General features: G+C 35.2%; 13 protein-coding genes and 2 pseudogenes. 3 read left to right on the forward strand and 12 right to left on the reverse strand.

The annotated features are described in order from the left end of the window. Positions 1-5: 5 nt before the first annotated feature. Complete coding sequence (locus GA0061081_RS07030) at positions 6-1,316, reverse strand: CitMHS family transporter (RefSeq protein WP_091348834.1); 1,311 nt, start codon at positions 1,314-1,316, stop codon at positions 6-8. 375 nt (positions 1,317-1,691) lie between these two features. Here GA0061081_RS07030 and GA0061081_RS07035 point away from each other — a divergent pair, with 375 nt between their 5' ends. Then, positions 1,692-2,579, forward strand: coding sequence for a LysR family transcriptional regulator (locus tag GA0061081_RS07035; protein ID WP_091348837.1), 888 nt, complete (start codon positions 1,692-1,694; stop codon positions 2,577-2,579). Between the two features lie 22 nt (positions 2,580-2,601). Here the strand turns inward: GA0061081_RS07035 and GA0061081_RS07040 are convergent, their stop codons facing one another. From GA0061081_RS07040 to aas, 8 genes and pseudogenes are all read right to left on the reverse strand, one after another. Beyond that, on the reverse strand, positions 2,602-2,976 hold the full coding sequence (locus GA0061081_RS07040; protein WP_091348841.1) for a DUF956 family protein: 375 nt from the start codon (positions 2,974-2,976) through the stop codon (positions 2,602-2,604). Between the two features lie 174 nt (positions 2,977-3,150). Next, the gene (locus tag GA0061081_RS07045) at positions 3,151-4,062 is read right to left on the reverse strand and encodes a PTS system mannose/fructose/sorbose family transporter subunit IID (protein ID WP_091348843.1); all 912 of its coding nucleotides are present in this window, start codon (positions 4,060-4,062) and stop codon (positions 3,151-3,153) included. A gap of 16 nt (positions 4,063-4,078) precedes the next feature. Further along, positions 4,079-4,879, reverse strand: a complete 801-nt coding sequence (locus GA0061081_RS07050; RefSeq protein WP_091348847.1) for a PTS mannose/fructose/sorbose transporter subunit IIC — start codon at positions 4,877-4,879, stop codon at positions 4,079-4,081. Positions 4,880-4,900: 21 nt separating this feature from the next. Then, a pseudogene (locus tag GA0061081_RS11345) lies at positions 4,901-5,443 on the reverse strand (PTS sugar transporter subunit IIB); the annotation flags it as partial. 56 nt (positions 5,444-5,499) lie between these two features. Next, a pseudogene (locus tag GA0061081_RS11350) lies at positions 5,500-5,875 on the reverse strand (PTS sugar transporter subunit IIA); the annotation flags it as partial. Between the two features lie 146 nt (positions 5,876-6,021). Next, on the reverse strand, positions 6,022-6,933 hold the full coding sequence (gene murQ / locus GA0061081_RS07060) for an N-acetylmuramic acid 6-phosphate etherase (RefSeq protein ID WP_091348853.1): 912 nt from the start codon (positions 6,931-6,933) through the stop codon (positions 6,022-6,024). After that, entirely contained in the window at positions 6,920-8,107 is a 1,188-nt protein-coding gene (gene lplT / locus GA0061081_RS07065) for a lysophospholipid transporter LplT (RefSeq protein ID WP_091348857.1), read from the reverse strand. The genes murQ and lplT overlap by 14 nt, the downstream gene beginning before the upstream one ends. Positions 8,108-8,122: 15 nt before the next feature. After that, positions 8,123-10,264: a bifunctional acyl-ACP--phospholipid O-acyltransferase/long-chain-fatty-acid--ACP ligase gene (gene aas / locus GA0061081_RS07070; RefSeq protein ID WP_091348861.1), complete on the reverse strand. Its 2,142-nt coding sequence runs from the start codon at positions 10,262-10,264 to the stop codon at positions 8,123-8,125. A gap of 187 nt (positions 10,265-10,451) precedes the next feature. On the opposite strand from aas, the gene GA0061081_RS07075 reads away from it, so the two are divergent. Then, complete coding sequence (locus GA0061081_RS07075; protein WP_091348864.1) at positions 10,452-11,426, forward strand: ornithine cyclodeaminase family protein; 975 nt, start codon at positions 10,452-10,454, stop codon at positions 11,424-11,426. Between the two features lie 24 nt (positions 11,427-11,450). Here the strand turns inward: GA0061081_RS07075 and gpsA are convergent, their stop codons facing one another. Genes gpsA through GA0061081_RS07090 form a run of 3 tightly spaced genes read right to left on the reverse strand, consistent with a single transcriptional unit; the run spans position 11,451 to position 13,453 of the window. Continuing rightward, positions 11,451-12,464 (reverse strand): NAD(P)H-dependent glycerol-3-phosphate dehydrogenase, encoded by a 1,014-nt coding sequence (gpsA, locus tag GA0061081_RS07080; RefSeq protein ID WP_245176384.1) that lies wholly within the window; start codon positions 12,462-12,464, stop codon positions 11,451-11,453. A gap of 46 nt (positions 12,465-12,510) precedes the next feature. Continuing rightward, the gene (gene secB, locus GA0061081_RS07085; RefSeq protein ID WP_091348870.1) at positions 12,511-12,987 is read right to left on the reverse strand and encodes a protein-export chaperone SecB; all 477 of its coding nucleotides are present in this window, start codon (positions 12,985-12,987) and stop codon (positions 12,511-12,513) included. A 25-nt stretch (positions 12,988-13,012) separates the two neighbouring features. Beyond that, on the reverse strand, positions 13,013-13,453 hold the full coding sequence (locus GA0061081_RS07090) for a rhodanese-like domain-containing protein (RefSeq protein ID WP_091348873.1): 441 nt from the start codon (positions 13,451-13,453) through the stop codon (positions 13,013-13,015). 155 nt (positions 13,454-13,608) lie between these two features. On the opposite strand from GA0061081_RS07090, the gene GA0061081_RS07095 reads away from it, so the two are divergent. Further along, positions 13,609-14,106 (forward strand): DUF4952 domain-containing protein, encoded by a 498-nt coding sequence (locus GA0061081_RS07095; protein WP_091348876.1) that lies wholly within the window; start codon positions 13,609-13,611, stop codon positions 14,104-14,106. Positions 14,107-14,279 lie beyond the last annotated feature (173 nt).

Here is a 14,279-nt window from a genome sequence, read left to right on the forward strand (position 1 = left end):
GTAATTTAAATCGGAAATACGCCAGTTACAACACAAGCAACAGTCATGATGATACTTGCTAACCATAAAACTGGAATACTAAATTTTTGATGATCAGCTAAATCTACACCAGCAAGGCTGACAAGTAAGAATGTGGCAGGCGTTAATGGACTAACAGGGAAACCAGTTGTCATTTGTCCCATAATAGAGGCTTGAGCAACTTGAATACTTGGGATACCTAACATTTCAACCGTATTAGCAACGACTGGCATAATACCGAAATAATAAGAGTCAGGATCGAAAATAAGGCTTAGTGGCATTGAGACAATACCAGTGATAAATGGTACATGGCTAGCAAAATGTTGAGGAATAAAGTTAACTGCAGATTCAGACATTGCTTTAAGCATACCAGAACCAGTCATAATACCAGTAAATGCTCCTGCTGCGAATAAAATACTTGCCATCATTAGTGCGGCTTTTGCATGGGCATTAATGCGTTCAGACTGCATTTTGACATTAGGGTAGTTGATCATCAATGCTAGTGTTAATGCAATCATAAAAGCAACAGTTGGGGAGATACGTGTAAATACCATGGTAGATAAAACAGCAACAACTAGGCCGATATTAACCCAAAATAAATGAGGACGACGAAGTTTTTTCTCTTCTTCTGTTAATTCTTTTTCATGATGTGAAACATTGCTATTAGCAAGCATCCCTTCTTTAGTCAGTCCTAGACGCTTTTGTTCCTTTTTACCCCAGTAATAGCCCATAAATATCATAAATGTAAGTCCAACTATTTGAGCTGGAATAAGTGGTACAAAAAGATCATGAGTCGAGATATTTAATGCGCTAGCAGCACGGATCATTGGTCCTGTCCATGGTAAAAAATTGACACCAGCACTCAATGCGGTAATACCTATGAGCATACGTTTATCCATACCTAGTTTTGTGAATAAAGGTAACATAGTGGGGATCGTGACTAAAAAGGTTACAGCTCCATTACCATCTAAGTGGGCAATTAATGCTAGGATACCTGTGCCAATAATAATTCTGATAGGGTTAGTGCCAACAAAACGTAATATACGTTTTATAATTGGATCAAACATTCCCGCATCAGTAATAACACCAAAAAAGGTAATTGCAAATACAAACATAGCGGCCATAGGGGCAAGCTTTGTTATCCCTGCTACAATATATTTTGGTGTTTCTAAACCCGAACCAGCAATTAAAGCGCCAATCGTGGGAATAATAATTAATGCTACAATGGGCGACATTCGCTTTGACATTATGCAATAAAGCATAACGACAATAGTTAATATGCCTGTAAGTGCTAACATAGATGCTCTCCTTATTCAAATAAATTTGCCATATAATACATAACTCAAAAGCAAACAATTATTTGAATAAGATATAAATATAGTTGTAATGAAAATAAGTCGCCATTTATTTGAAATACAAATAAGTACAGCATTTAACTAAATATATTTTTTTGATTAAAGTTTTTGTTATTCATATAGTTATTTTTTTCTTGAAAATTTTTTAAATTTTTACCTAAACGTAGGTCACAAAAAATAAAAATTGATTTTGATAACTTGTTAAAATAAATAAAAAATGTGATAGAGTTTTGTTATGGCGATAAATTAGCATTTAAATAAAAATGATGGATTCTTTTTATAATGCTGGCAAATTATGAGAGATAAATTAATTATAATATGAATATATCTATCAAACAGTTACGTGCGTTTTTGGCTTTGGCGGAAATGGAGAATTTTACTAAAGCTTCGGAGTTAGTCAATTTGTCCCAACCAGCTTTTAGTGCCCTTATTGCTACATTAGAACAAGAAATTGGCTTTAGGTTATTTGATCGGGATACAAGAAAAGTTCAGCTTAATTTTGATGGATTTTATTTTATCGAATTAGCTCGTAATCTTGTCCATAGTTATGATAATACCATTGAAAACATTAAACGTTATGCGAATGGTGAAGAAGGTTGTATTACTGTCGCTGTTCTACCTTCTTTAGCCGTGAAATGGTTGCCTGAAGTAATCGCAAAATTTTATGTAGAAAATCCTGAAATCAGGGTTAAAATTTTAGATACTCAATGGGATAGGTGTTTACATGCCATTATTGATAATTCAGCTGATATTGCCATTGCAGCAGGGACACCAACGTTAAAGGATATTCAAGCTGAACTTTTATTTTCGGATGACTTTTATTTAATTTGTCATAGACAAAATGAGTTAGCCAAAAAAGATTCTGTTCAATTAAAAGATTTGGAAGGTCAGCAATTTATTGCATTTTCCCAAGGTACAAGCATTCGACTTTATACAGATCAACTAACTCAATTATATAATATTCAATATACTATGGAGGTCAGACAATTAACTACTATGATGGGTTTGATTGCTGTAAACCAAGGCGTTAGCATCACTACAGGGTTAACGTTGTTTCAGTTTGAACATGATAATATTGCTATTATTCCCTTTAAAGACCTTTCATTAAAACGAGCAGTATATTTGATTAAGAAAAAAGAAAGGCAGCTATCTCAACAGGCCGAAAAACTCTATAATTTTATTAAGAAAAATAATATTAAAGATTAACCAATAATTTTTGGGGTATACATTATTTTTTTGTTTTTTTCTTTATAAAAGCCCGTTTTAGAACATCAAAGAAACTAAGTGATCTGACCATTTTTTGCCCGTCAACATAAACTCGAATAGCTTTTAATACTTTTTTGGGTTCTTTAGATGCAAAGGTGAAAGTTCCATTTTTCTTGGTCTGAATAGAATAACGGGGAATCCATTTGCCACCTAACAGGACTGATGCAATAACATAATCAATTTCATCCCATGGTATTTGAATATATTTACGAGGATCATGCTGGTGGTAAAACTCAAAGGCTTTGTCACCGATCATTATGTTACCATACTCTGAAAAACCAACGAAAGCAGTTGCTTGAATGGTTAAGTCTACTTTAGTGTTTAATGATTGAGCCATTATTATCCATAAGTAAGTTTGTGTTTTGTAAATTATACTACTATTTAAACCATAACGTGGGTTGAAAATAGCTACTTTATTGAGACGTTATAATAAGATGACGATATATAAAAAGCACTATATATTAAAATATAGTGCCTTTTAAGAAAATTTTATAAAACGTTATGCTTTGCTTTATAAAAGGCCTATTACATGGCCAACTACACCCACAATAAATAATCCAAGAATAATTAAAATAGGTGATACTTTTTTGCGAAGTAACCACATACATAAGAAAGTTAATAGTAATGGTACTAATCCTGGTATCAACTGATCCAAGTTATTTTGTAAGGTGGTGACCTTTTCTTGGGTTAGTGATAATCCGCTTTGCATTTGTTGTAACGCTTTTTGAATGCCTTGTGCACCTATTGGTAATGTATTCCAATCAATAAACGCACCGTTATCTAATTTTACAGTCGAAACAACTGGTTGGAATTTTATTGATACCCACCTTTGTACTAAGGCAGCGAGGATAAACATCCCTAAAATAGAGGCTCCTTTAGTAATTTTTTGCAGTAAACCGCCTGATAAATTATCAGTAATTTTAGAGCCTGTACGATAACCAAACTCTTGGGTATACCACATAAAAGAACATCGAATAATATTCCATAATAAAAAGAATAAAATAGGGCCAATGTAATCACCAGTTATTGCTAATGAAGCTCCCAGAGCTCCAAGCATTGGTCGAACGGTAAACCAGAATACAGGATCACCGACTCCCGCTAATGGTCCCATCATTCCCACTTTTACCCCTTGAATAGCAACATCATCAACGGCAGCGCCATTGGCTCGTTCTTCTTCAAGAGCAAGTGTTACGCCTAGCACAGGTGAAGCTAAATATGGGTGGGTATTAAAAAATTCTAAGTGGCGTTTTAGTGCTGCTGAACGATCTTCTTTAGTGGTATATAATTTTTTGATAGCAGGAATCATTGAATAAGCCCAACCACCATTTTGCATACGTTCATAATTCCAAGAACCTTGAAGGAAAGTTGAACGCCAAGCAACAGCTAAACGATCTTTTTTGCTTAATTGAATTCTATCAGTCATTTTTTTCTCCAAGTTTCTAGTAATCATTTAAAATGTCATCAAGTGGGTCACCTTTAGTACCACCATTTGATGAATTGCCGCGTTCAGAAAGATTGAGATAAATCAATGCTAATGCAATACCTAATGCACCGAGTGCAATTAGTGTAAGTTGTGATATGGCCGCTACAACAAAACCAATAATGAAAAACGGCCATACTTCGCGGTTTGCCATCATGTTGATTACCATTGCATAACCGACAGCAACAACCATTCCACCACCAATAGCCATCCCCGTTGTTAGCCATTCAGGCATAGCATCTAGTGCGCCTTTAACTGCTTCAGCAGGAATAAATAGTAACGCTGCTGCTGGAATTGCGATTCTTAAACCTTGTAAACAGATACCTAAAATTTGTAGTAATTCAATTTTTCGTAAATTGCCTTCTTCTGCTGCTGCATCCATCATATGTACTAACGGGACGGCAATGGTTCGAACTACCATAGTTAAAAATAGCCCTGCAACTGCTAAAGGAATAGCAATAGCAATGGCGGTAGATACACCAGCAACGCCTTGTCCACCTAGTACTAAAATAATAGACGAAGCAATAGAGGCGAGTGCTGCATCAGGTGCAACAGCAGCCCCAATATTAGCCCAACCAAGAGCTATCATTTGCAATGAACCACCTAGTACAACGCCAGCTTCTAAATTACCTGTCACTAGTCCAATTAACGAACAAGCAACCAAAGGTTGATGGAATTGGAACTGATCTAAGATGCCTTCCATTCCTGCTAAAAAGGCGATAAATATCACCAAAATAATAGCAACAATTGATAATGTCATAATATAACCCCTATAAATAAACTAATTTTTTTGTTCAGCTAATTCTTCTTTCGCTTTTTTTAGTAATTCGTCCATATTGCTATTAGAATCGTTAGGTACTTTGCGAACATCAAATTTCACATTTTTTTCTTTCAATTTTTCAAATGTTTTGACATCTTCAGCATTCATTGATAGTACTTTATTTACCATAACCTTACCTACTGAATGTGCCATTGATCCCACATTAATAACATTAATATCGACACCACCTTCTATAGTCCTTAGGACATCTTCTGGGTTTTCAAATAGTAATAATGCCTTGGTATTGCCAAAACGAGGATCGCGAGAAACCTCAATAATTTTTTTGATAGGAACGACATTCGCTTTTACACCAGGAGGTGCAGCTTCTTCAATGAGTTTTTTTCTTAACTCATCTTTGGATACTGAATCAGAAACAACGATAATACGATTAGGGTTGGTTGATTTAGTCCAAGCGGTAGCAACTTGCCCATGCAATAAGCGAGAATCTATACGTGCTAATACAATTTTCATTTTTCCATTACCCAGTACAGTGCCTTCTGGAATGGTTGATGATTGTTTAGTTGATTGAGTGTTGGCAGTTGGTGTGGCCACTGTTGTGCGCACGCCTTCTTTGGCTGGCTCAATAATTGCTGCTGCAATTTCTTTTGCTGTTTCCATCGAAAATCGAGAAGAATAAGCTTCAATTAGCATGGGTAGATTTAATCCTGCTACAATAGCCCAATTACTATGTTCTCCGCACAAATTGTTAGCTTGATTAAATGGTGTTCCTCCCCATAAATCGACTAAAAAAAGTATTTCATCTTGATTATCAAATGTAGCTATTGCTTCAAGCATTCGTTCTTTCAAACTTTCTGGACTATCACTTGGATGCAAGGTAACTGCTTTAACATTTTCTTGTCCTCCAAATATCATTGTTCCTGATTGTAGAATACCTTCTGCAAACTCACCATGAGTTGCAAGGATAATTCCAACCATATAACTACCTCCTAATTTTTATATTAATTACATAATATAAAGCCTATAAAATAAAAATACCTAGTTATTTTACACTACAAATAAACTAAGAAATATGTGTTTATTACATTTTGGTAAAAAAATTAGGCTTTTATTGTTCATTAAAGCTAATCTTGCTTGGTTTGTAATGCTTGACGAATAAAGCCTTGTTCTTTGATAATTTTTTGTTTTGCCTGCTCTGCATTTATACCTAAGAGAATCATTAAAATTGCAATTTTACAGTGTTTTTGGCTTTGCTCTAATGCTTGAATAGCAATTTCCCTACTACAATTGGTGGCTTGCATGACTATTGATATTTGTCGTTCAATGAGTTTTGCATTGGTTGCTTCGACATCGACCATTAGATTGCCGTATACTTTGCCTATTTTAATCATGCTGGCTGTGGTTAGCATATTTAATACTAATTTTTGTGCAGTTCCGGCTTTCATTCTTGATGATCCAGTAATTATTTCAGCACCGACAATAGGGGTGATTGCTATATCTGCTATGTTGATCATCGGGGCTTTAAGATTGCAGCATAAACTTATGACAGTTGCTCCGATTGATTTGGCATATTGCATACCGCCTATTACATAAGGTGTACGCCCACTAGCTGCTATGCCGACTAAAATGTCGTTTGAGCTAAAATGAATATTTTTTAAGTCATTAACTGCTAATTCGGGATTGTCTTCAGCATTCTCAACCGCTTTAAAAATAGCTTGTTTCCCTCCAGCAATTAATCCAATAACTTGTTCATGCGGAGTACCATAAGTTGGTGGGCATTCACTTGCATCTAAAATACCTAATCGACCAGAAGTCCCAGCACCGATATAGATTAATCGCCCTTGATTTGAAAACCTTTGACTAATTGCATCAACAGCTTTTGCTATGTTTATTAGTTCTTTTTCAACAGCAAGTGCGACTTGCTTATCTTCATTATTGATGATTTGAAGTATTTCCAACGTTGAACAGTCGTCTATTTTTTCACTATTAGGGTTACGACTTTCAGTTAACATACCAGATAGGTTAATTTGTTGCATTTTTTCTTAATCCTAACCATAACAAAAATATCACTATAGCAAATAAACTACCAAAGCCAACACCGATAGTAATAACTGATAACTTACTGTATATAGCTAATGTATAAAGTCCTAGCATTAGCATCATTGCTGTATATTCGCTTAAGTTTTGTACCGAAATGATACTGCCGGAACTGACTAAATCTTTACCTATTTTTTGAATAAAAGCATTCAATGGTACTAAAAAGAAGCCACCTAATGCCCCAATAATAATAAGTAAAATATAAGATGAAATGATATTGCTTTGCAATGTGAAAGCGATTACTGCTATGCCCATCAGTATCCCCGCCGGTATGCAGCGTAATGTGTTGTTGATCGAAATAAATGTACTTGCCAGTCCAGCTCCAATAACAATGCCAATAGCGACAATGGCGTTTAGATTTGTTGGCGTTGCATTGTCGTGTATGTTCAAAATAGCGGGAACCCAGCTAATTAACAAAAATCGTAAAGTAATACCCGCTCCCCAAAACAAGCTAGTACCTAATAATGCGACTAAAACAGGCTTATTGGTGAAGATGATTTTAATTGTGTTCGCAAAATCTTTGACCATACCCATAAATTGCCATTGAATATTTTGTCGTGCGGTAGGTAATTTAGGAATAAAAAAGTTAGCAATAATTGCTAGCCCATACATTAATACACAAATCAATATAGATATGCTTACATTAAGATCGGCAATATGACCACCCGCTAGCGAACCAAGTAAAATTGCCGCAATGGTCGATGCTTCAATTAAACCATTTGCTTTAACCAAATTATCGCCCGTGGTGAGTTCGCCTAAAATCCCATATTTAGCTGGAGAGTATGCGGCTGCCCCTATGCCAATTAAAAAATAGCCAATAAAAGGACTAATGTTTAAACATATACAACTAGCACCGAGTAATTTCATACTATTTGAAATCATCATAGCCTTGCCTTTTGACATGCTGTCAGCAAATTGACCAACAAAAGGGGAAAGAATGATGAATGGCAGCACAAAACTAATTTGTAATATTGATCGGCTCCAAGCTGGATAATGTAGCTTTTTGATGAAAGCTAAAATAGCAAAAAAGATGGCGTTATCGGCAAATGCTGAAAAAAACTGCGCTAGCATGGTTGCAACCATGCCTTTGTTTAAAAGAGAATATTGATTCATTTGGCATCCTTTTATTTATTCGTCAGCCATTTTTCGTAGAGTAATAAAGTCGATTTTACCTGTACCAAGTAGTGGTAATTCTTTAACTACACGGATATCACGAGGAATAGCTAATGCAGGAATACCAAGTTCTTGAGACACTTGGTTAAGTTGCTCTCGATTTAATTTTGTTGAAGTAGTAAATAGAACAATAGCTTCTCCTTTTGCTGCATCGGCTTTAACTGTTGCGCCGTGCATGGCATCAATATCGACTTTTTTTGCTAAGGCTTCAACACTTTCTAATGAAACCATTTCTCCCGCAATTTTAGCAAATCGTTTTAAGCGTCCTTTAATTGTGACAAAGCCTTCGTTATCAATAGCAACGATATCGCCGGTGTCATACCAACCTTTTTCGGAGTTCCCATGTTCATCGATTGCAATTGGTTCTTCAAGTTTGCCTGGATTTTCAATACGTAAATAGCCTTTCATCACATTAGGGCCTTTAACTTGCAATTGACCTCCCTCAATAATACCTGGCACATGAATTAATCTTGATGTCATGCCTGGCAATAATCGACCTACAGTACCGGATTTAAACGCCATTGGAACATTAAGTGCCACTACGGGGGCACACTCAGTAACACCATAGCCTTCTAAAATACGGATACCATATTTATCTTTCCATTGCTCGCGTACTGTGTCTGATAATTTTTCTGCACCAGCAACAACATAGCGTAAACGCATAAAATCATATGGATGTGCGTAACGAGCATAGTTTGCTAAGAAAGTTGGCGTACCAAATAAGACAGTGCAATTTTGATCATAAATTATTTCAGGCACCATACGATAATGTAATGGATTTGGATATAAAAATGTGCGACTACCAGAAAACAGCGGTAAAAATAATCCGGCAGTAATACCAAAAGCATGGAATAACGGTAGTGCGGACATAAAGCGATCAGCCGGAGTTGGATCGATAACAGTTCGAATTTGCTCAACATTAGCAAGCAAACTACCATGACTATGAGCAACACCTTTAGGATTACCTTCTGAACCCGACGTAAACAACACGAGAGCCTCATCATCACTTGATTGAGAGCGTTTAACCAAACGAGGGATATATTGATGAACTGAAACATAAAGTTTATCGGTAAGAGTTAAACTGTTACGTAGATCTTCAAGAAAACACCATTTAACATCTTTTATTTGTTCCAGAAGATGATCAAGTTTCCCTTTTTGAATAAATTTGCGTGAAGTAATGATAGTTTTAATTTCAGCAGCTGCAATTGCACAAGTCAGCCCTTTGGTACCAGCAGTATAATTGAGCATAGCTGGAATTCGGTTTTTAACCGATAAACCAAAAATTGTTGCAACGGTAATGGTTGCATTAGGTAATAAAACGCCAACACGTTCTTTTTTCTGAGTTATTTTAGCAACAATACAGCTAACACCAATGATTTGTTTTAATAAATTACGATAAGATGCTTCATGAGTTGTGGGGTCTTGGACCATTCGCGATTTGACACCATAGCGGACTTGCGCTTCAAGTAATGCTTCAAATAGAGTTAATTTGGGGCGACTTGCCATACGTGCATTCATCATAATTTGATGAAGTTTTTCTCCTGCAATATAACGTTTTTCACTAGCTTTAGGCGCATCTGGCATTGTTATAGATGTCGGCTCAAGTACATGAATAGTTATTTTAGGAAATAAACGACGTTTAAATAATCCTTTTAAACGACTGGTTAAAGTAAATTCAGCTCCTTCAATCCAGACAGGTACAATCGTTGCTTGAGAACGAGCTGCAACAAAGGCAGCACCATCGTAAATTTTCATTAATGAGCCAGTTATAGTAATTCTTCCTTCAGGGAATATGACTATTGGACGGCCTTTTTCAACTTCGCGAACTAATCGTTTGATTGCCATTGGGCTTAGTGGATCCATTGGCACAAAGTCGACATAACGCTTTGCTAAGCGGACTAACCAGTGATTAATATAGCCAGCATAAATAGCAAATACTGGTCTTACAGGTAAAAATAATCCGATTAGGATACCATCAAGGAAAGATACATGGTTAGGAGTGATAAGAAGTCTATCTTGTTTTAAATTGTCAAGATTACCATGAATTCTGACATGAAATAAAACCTTTAAAAAAAATTTTAATATTTTAAATAACATCCGATTTCTCAATTATCATGCAAAATTGCACTCTGTAATAATAGTGAAAATACATAAAATATACAACAAAGACTATTTTTTGATATAAAACAAATTGTTAAAATTTAATTAATAATGATTCTTGATTTAAAAAATAGATAATAGATACTAAGTATGGAATAAATATAAAAGCAAGTAAGGAACAAAAATGCTCATTTTAACAGCTAAAGATATTGAACAGTTTTATACCATGAAAGATGCGATATCAGCAGATAAGGAAGCTTTAAAAATTTACACTCAAGGGAACTGTGATGTTCCATTGCGCATCAATTTTGATATGCAGAAAGGCCAATGTTTGTTTATGCCAGCACATATTCAAGGTAGTGATATTGTGGGTATTAAGATTGTCTCAGTTTTTCCTGACAATCCTAAATTAGGCAAGCCATCAGTGCCTGCTCAAGTTTTAATGTTAGATCCACAAACAGGTGAAGTTTGTGCCATGTTAGATGGTACTTTTGTAACACAGCTCCGTACAGGGGCCGTTCAAGGTGCGGCAACTGATTTATTGGCGCGTAAAAATGCTATTCGTGCAGTGTTGATTGGTACTGGTGGGCAGGCGATATCCCAACTAGAAGCGATGCTAACTGTGCGTTCGCTGACTGATGTTGCTATTTTTGATATTGACACTCAAAAAGCAAAACAATTTGCGAATGATATGAAACAACGTTTCGCTCATTTTTCGACTAATCTTTATTTTTCACAAAATTTGGATGAAGACATTAGTCAAGCCGATATCATTACTTCGGTTACAACATCAAAAGTTGTTACGTTTAATGGTGATAAAGTAAAACCCGGTACACATATTAACGGTGTCGGTGCTTATACACCAGAAATGCACGAAATTCCAGAAAACATTGTTGAAAAGGCTAACATTCGCGTACTAGATACCAAAGCGGGCGTGTTTGCTGAAGCCGGGGATATTATTGACCCAATTCAACAAAAATTAGTATCAAAAGATGACTTTTTCGAATTGGGTGATTTAGTGAAAGCTCCTGCTCTATGTCGTCAAAATGATGAGCAAATAACGTTATTTAAAACAGTTGGAACAGCAGTACTAGATGTGTATATTGGTTACGATATTTATCTTAAGGCAAAAGAAAAGGGAATAGGTACTTATTTATAATAAAACAATAAGTTAATTGTAAACTTAACTTTTAAGTTCTGCTTTTTGTGAGCGTCCAAGTAATGCCATCGCTGCTTGTTTAGGATCTTTATGTTCATAAAGGACCTGATAAATTTGTTCAGTGATTGGCATATCAACATGATGTTTTTGAGCTAGTAGCCAGACTTCTTTGGTATTATTACGTCCTTCGACAACTTGAGCAATGGCATCTTGGGCTTCCTGAATTGATTTATTTTGACCAAGTAAAATTCCAAAACGGCGATTACGAGACTGATTATCTGTACAAGTTAAAACGAGATCGCCTAGCCCTGCCATTCCCATAAAAGTTGCAGGGTCTGCACCTAATGCTGCTCCTAATCGCATCATTTCAGCAAGGCCACGAGTAATTAATGCTGTTCTAGCATTGGCACCAAAACCAAGACCATCAGATAATCCAGCACCAATGGCGATAACGTTTTTGATTGCACCGCCAAGTTGTACTCCAATAAAATCTCCGCTGCTATAAACACGGAAACTTTTACTACAATGAAATAAATGTTGTAATTCTGTTAAAAAGTTCTTATCCGTTGATGCAACAGTTACCGCAGTGGGTAACCCTGATGCCACTTCTTTGGCAAACGTTGGACCAGAAATAACGGCTAATGAAATTTGATTACCTAAAATTTCTCTTGCGACATCTTGCAATAATCGTCCTGTATTGACTTCAAGTCCTTTTGTTGCCCAGACTATTTTAGAGTCTTGTCGTAAAAATGGCTTGATTTGAGTTAGAATACTTGCAAAAGCGTGACTTGGTACCACAACAAGTAAAATAGATGCAGCTGAAACAGCTGTTTTTAAATCGCTTTCAATTTGTAGCAAATCAGGAAAAGGAATATCAGGTAAAAATTGTTTATTTTGCCTATCATGCTGCAAAATGGCCATTTTATCAGGGTTATGACCCCATAATAAAGTTGAGTGGCCATTTCGTGCCAGTAAAATAGCTAAAGAGGTTCCGTAAGATCCTGCGCCAATTACTGTAACTGCAGCATTTTTTTCCATAATAATCCAATAAACTTATCGTTAATTAACTAAAATATAATAATTATTATTGTAATGTTTCAGTAGATTTGGCTTGTTGTTGCTGTTGTTGAAGATAATTAATAAATAATGCTTCAAAATTTACTGGCTCTAAATTTATTTGAGGGAATGTCCCTTTATTGACTAAACTCGAAATGACCTCACGTGCGTAAGGGAATAAGATATTTGGACAATAGGCACCAACACAATGTTGAATTTGACCTTCATCAAATCCAATAAGTGAAAAAATACCCGCTTGAGTCACTTCACAAATATATACTACTTCGTCTTGTTGTTTTACTGTTACAGTGACGCGAAGCGCAACTTCATACACATTTTCACTTAACCCTTGTGAAGATGAATTTAATTCGATATTTAATTCTGGTTGCCATTGTTTTGTAAAAATTTCAGGAACATTATTAGTTTCAAATGAAACATCTTTAGTATAAATACGTTGAATAGCAAACTGTGTTTCAGGTTGTTGTGTATTGTTTTGTTCTGTCATGATAAAGCCTTATTTTAAAATTATATTATTTTCTAACTAATGGTAAATTTTCGCCATTCCATCCAGCAATCCCGTCTTTTAAAGTAAAGACATTTAAAAAACCTTGTTTGACAAGTATTTCACCTATACCTGCTGATGATAAACCATTTTCATCAATTAAAATAACGATGTTTTCTTTAAATTTTTCAATTATTTTTGCGCTCGCATTTTTAATATCGATAGGTAAAACATTGTGAGAATCAGTGATATGTCCTTTTTTAAAGCTATCTGCAGAACGAATGTCAACAATAACAGCTCCTTGCTTATTAATCATATGGATTGCTTGAGCATTATTGATAATTTTAACTTTAGATAGCTTACTTTTAATGGTTAGTACAATGATTGCAATAAACAGCACAATCCAACCTAATGAAAGCAAAAGATGATTTTTTATAAAAGGTATAATTTCGAGTGTAATAAATTCCATACTTGTATGATTACCTAATTTTTTTTCAATTTTAAGGTGAGATTATAACGATAATGCGTAATGAAATATAGTGCCAATAATTGAAAAATTGCTTTATAGTGAATTGTTTTATTTTAAAAGGTTATAAAATGTGTTGGATATAAGGAAAAATTTTGATGCAATTTAGAGTGCCTATCTTACTATTTTTATTATTTTTTTTTGTTTCTTCTGTGATTGCTAATGGTAATTACGATGTAGTTTTAGAGCAAGTTAGTGGTGAAAAACATGCTTCACTTATTGAACCTTCAAGTTATGATCCAGATTTGACTTGCCGTGATTTTTTACGTGAATTTGATGATGCTGCACCGGATTATTTTCAATATGAACGTTGTGATGTTGATGATTATGGGCAAACAAGATCGATTGAAGCCATTTATAAAATAGAAGGGAAAGATGCAAAACAAGCTCAAGAGTATTTAACTCAGAAAATGGGAATGACTGAACTAAAGTTGGTTTGTTGCCATTGGGAAATGGGCGGTCAGAATGTAACGATAATTAATCCAAAAGATAATATGTACTATTATGTTGTATTGGTTTCAGAAGAAACCATTGAACATGATCGGGATAAGGTAACATTTTACTTAATTGTCTCTGGTGATAGATCTCCAGTGTAGTTTTGGGAGTATTATTCGGCAAGTGATCTGCAGCGTGGTAATTTATCATCAATTCAAGTGTAAATATTGTCGATTTAGACGATTAAACGACTGTGAAAGTATGATGAATTATTTTGGTGCATTAAGTTGGTGCTTATCTAACCATTATGGTGCAACATTAAGATCTATGTTAC

This window comes from Gilliamella bombicola (assembly GCF_900094945.1).
Taxonomy (GTDB): Bacteria; Pseudomonadota; Gammaproteobacteria; order Enterobacterales; family Orbaceae; genus Gilliamella; species Gilliamella bombicola.

Bases quoted from the DNA above. Each gene is read 5' to 3' on its own strand.
- GA0061081_RS07030 (WP_091348834.1), bottom strand. From the start codon at position 1,316: ATGTTAGCACTTACAGGCATATTAACTATTGTCGTTATGCTTTATTGC.
- GA0061081_RS07035 (WP_091348837.1), top strand. From the start codon at position 1,692: ATGAATATATCTATCAAACAGTTACGTGCGTTTTTGGCTTTGGCGGAA.
- GA0061081_RS07040 (WP_091348841.1), bottom strand. From the start codon at position 2,976: ATGGCTCAATCATTAAACACTAAAGTAGACTTAACCATTCAAGCAACT.
- GA0061081_RS07045 (WP_091348843.1), bottom strand. From the start codon at position 4,062: ATGACTGATAGAATTCAATTAAGCAAAAAAGATCGTTTAGCTGTTGCT.
- GA0061081_RS07050 (WP_091348847.1), bottom strand. From the start codon at position 4,879: ATGACATTATCAATTGTTGCTATTATTTTGGTGATATTTATCGCCTTT.
- murQ (WP_091348853.1), bottom strand. From the start codon at position 6,933: ATGCAACAAATTAACCTATCTGGTATGTTAACTGAAAGTCGTAACCCT.
- lplT (WP_091348857.1), bottom strand. From the start codon at position 8,107: ATGAATCAATATTCTCTTTTAAACAAAGGCATGGTTGCAACCATGCTA.
- aas (WP_091348861.1), bottom strand. From the start codon at position 10,264: ATGTTATTTAAAATATTAAAATTTTTTTTAAAGGTTTTATTTCATGTC.
- GA0061081_RS07075 (WP_091348864.1), top strand. From the start codon at position 10,452: ATGCTCATTTTAACAGCTAAAGATATTGAACAGTTTTATACCATGAAA.
- gpsA (WP_245176384.1), bottom strand. From the start codon at position 12,464: ATGGAAAAAAATGCTGCAGTTACAGTAATTGGCGCAGGATCTTACGGA.
- secB (WP_091348870.1), bottom strand. From the start codon at position 12,987: ATGACAGAACAAAACAATACACAACAACCTGAAACACAGTTTGCTATT.
- GA0061081_RS07090 (WP_091348873.1), bottom strand. From the start codon at position 13,453: ATGGAATTTATTACACTCGAAATTATACCTTTTATAAAAAATCATCTT.
- GA0061081_RS07095 (WP_091348876.1), top strand. From the start codon at position 13,609: ATGCAATTTAGAGTGCCTATCTTACTATTTTTATTATTTTTTTTTGTT.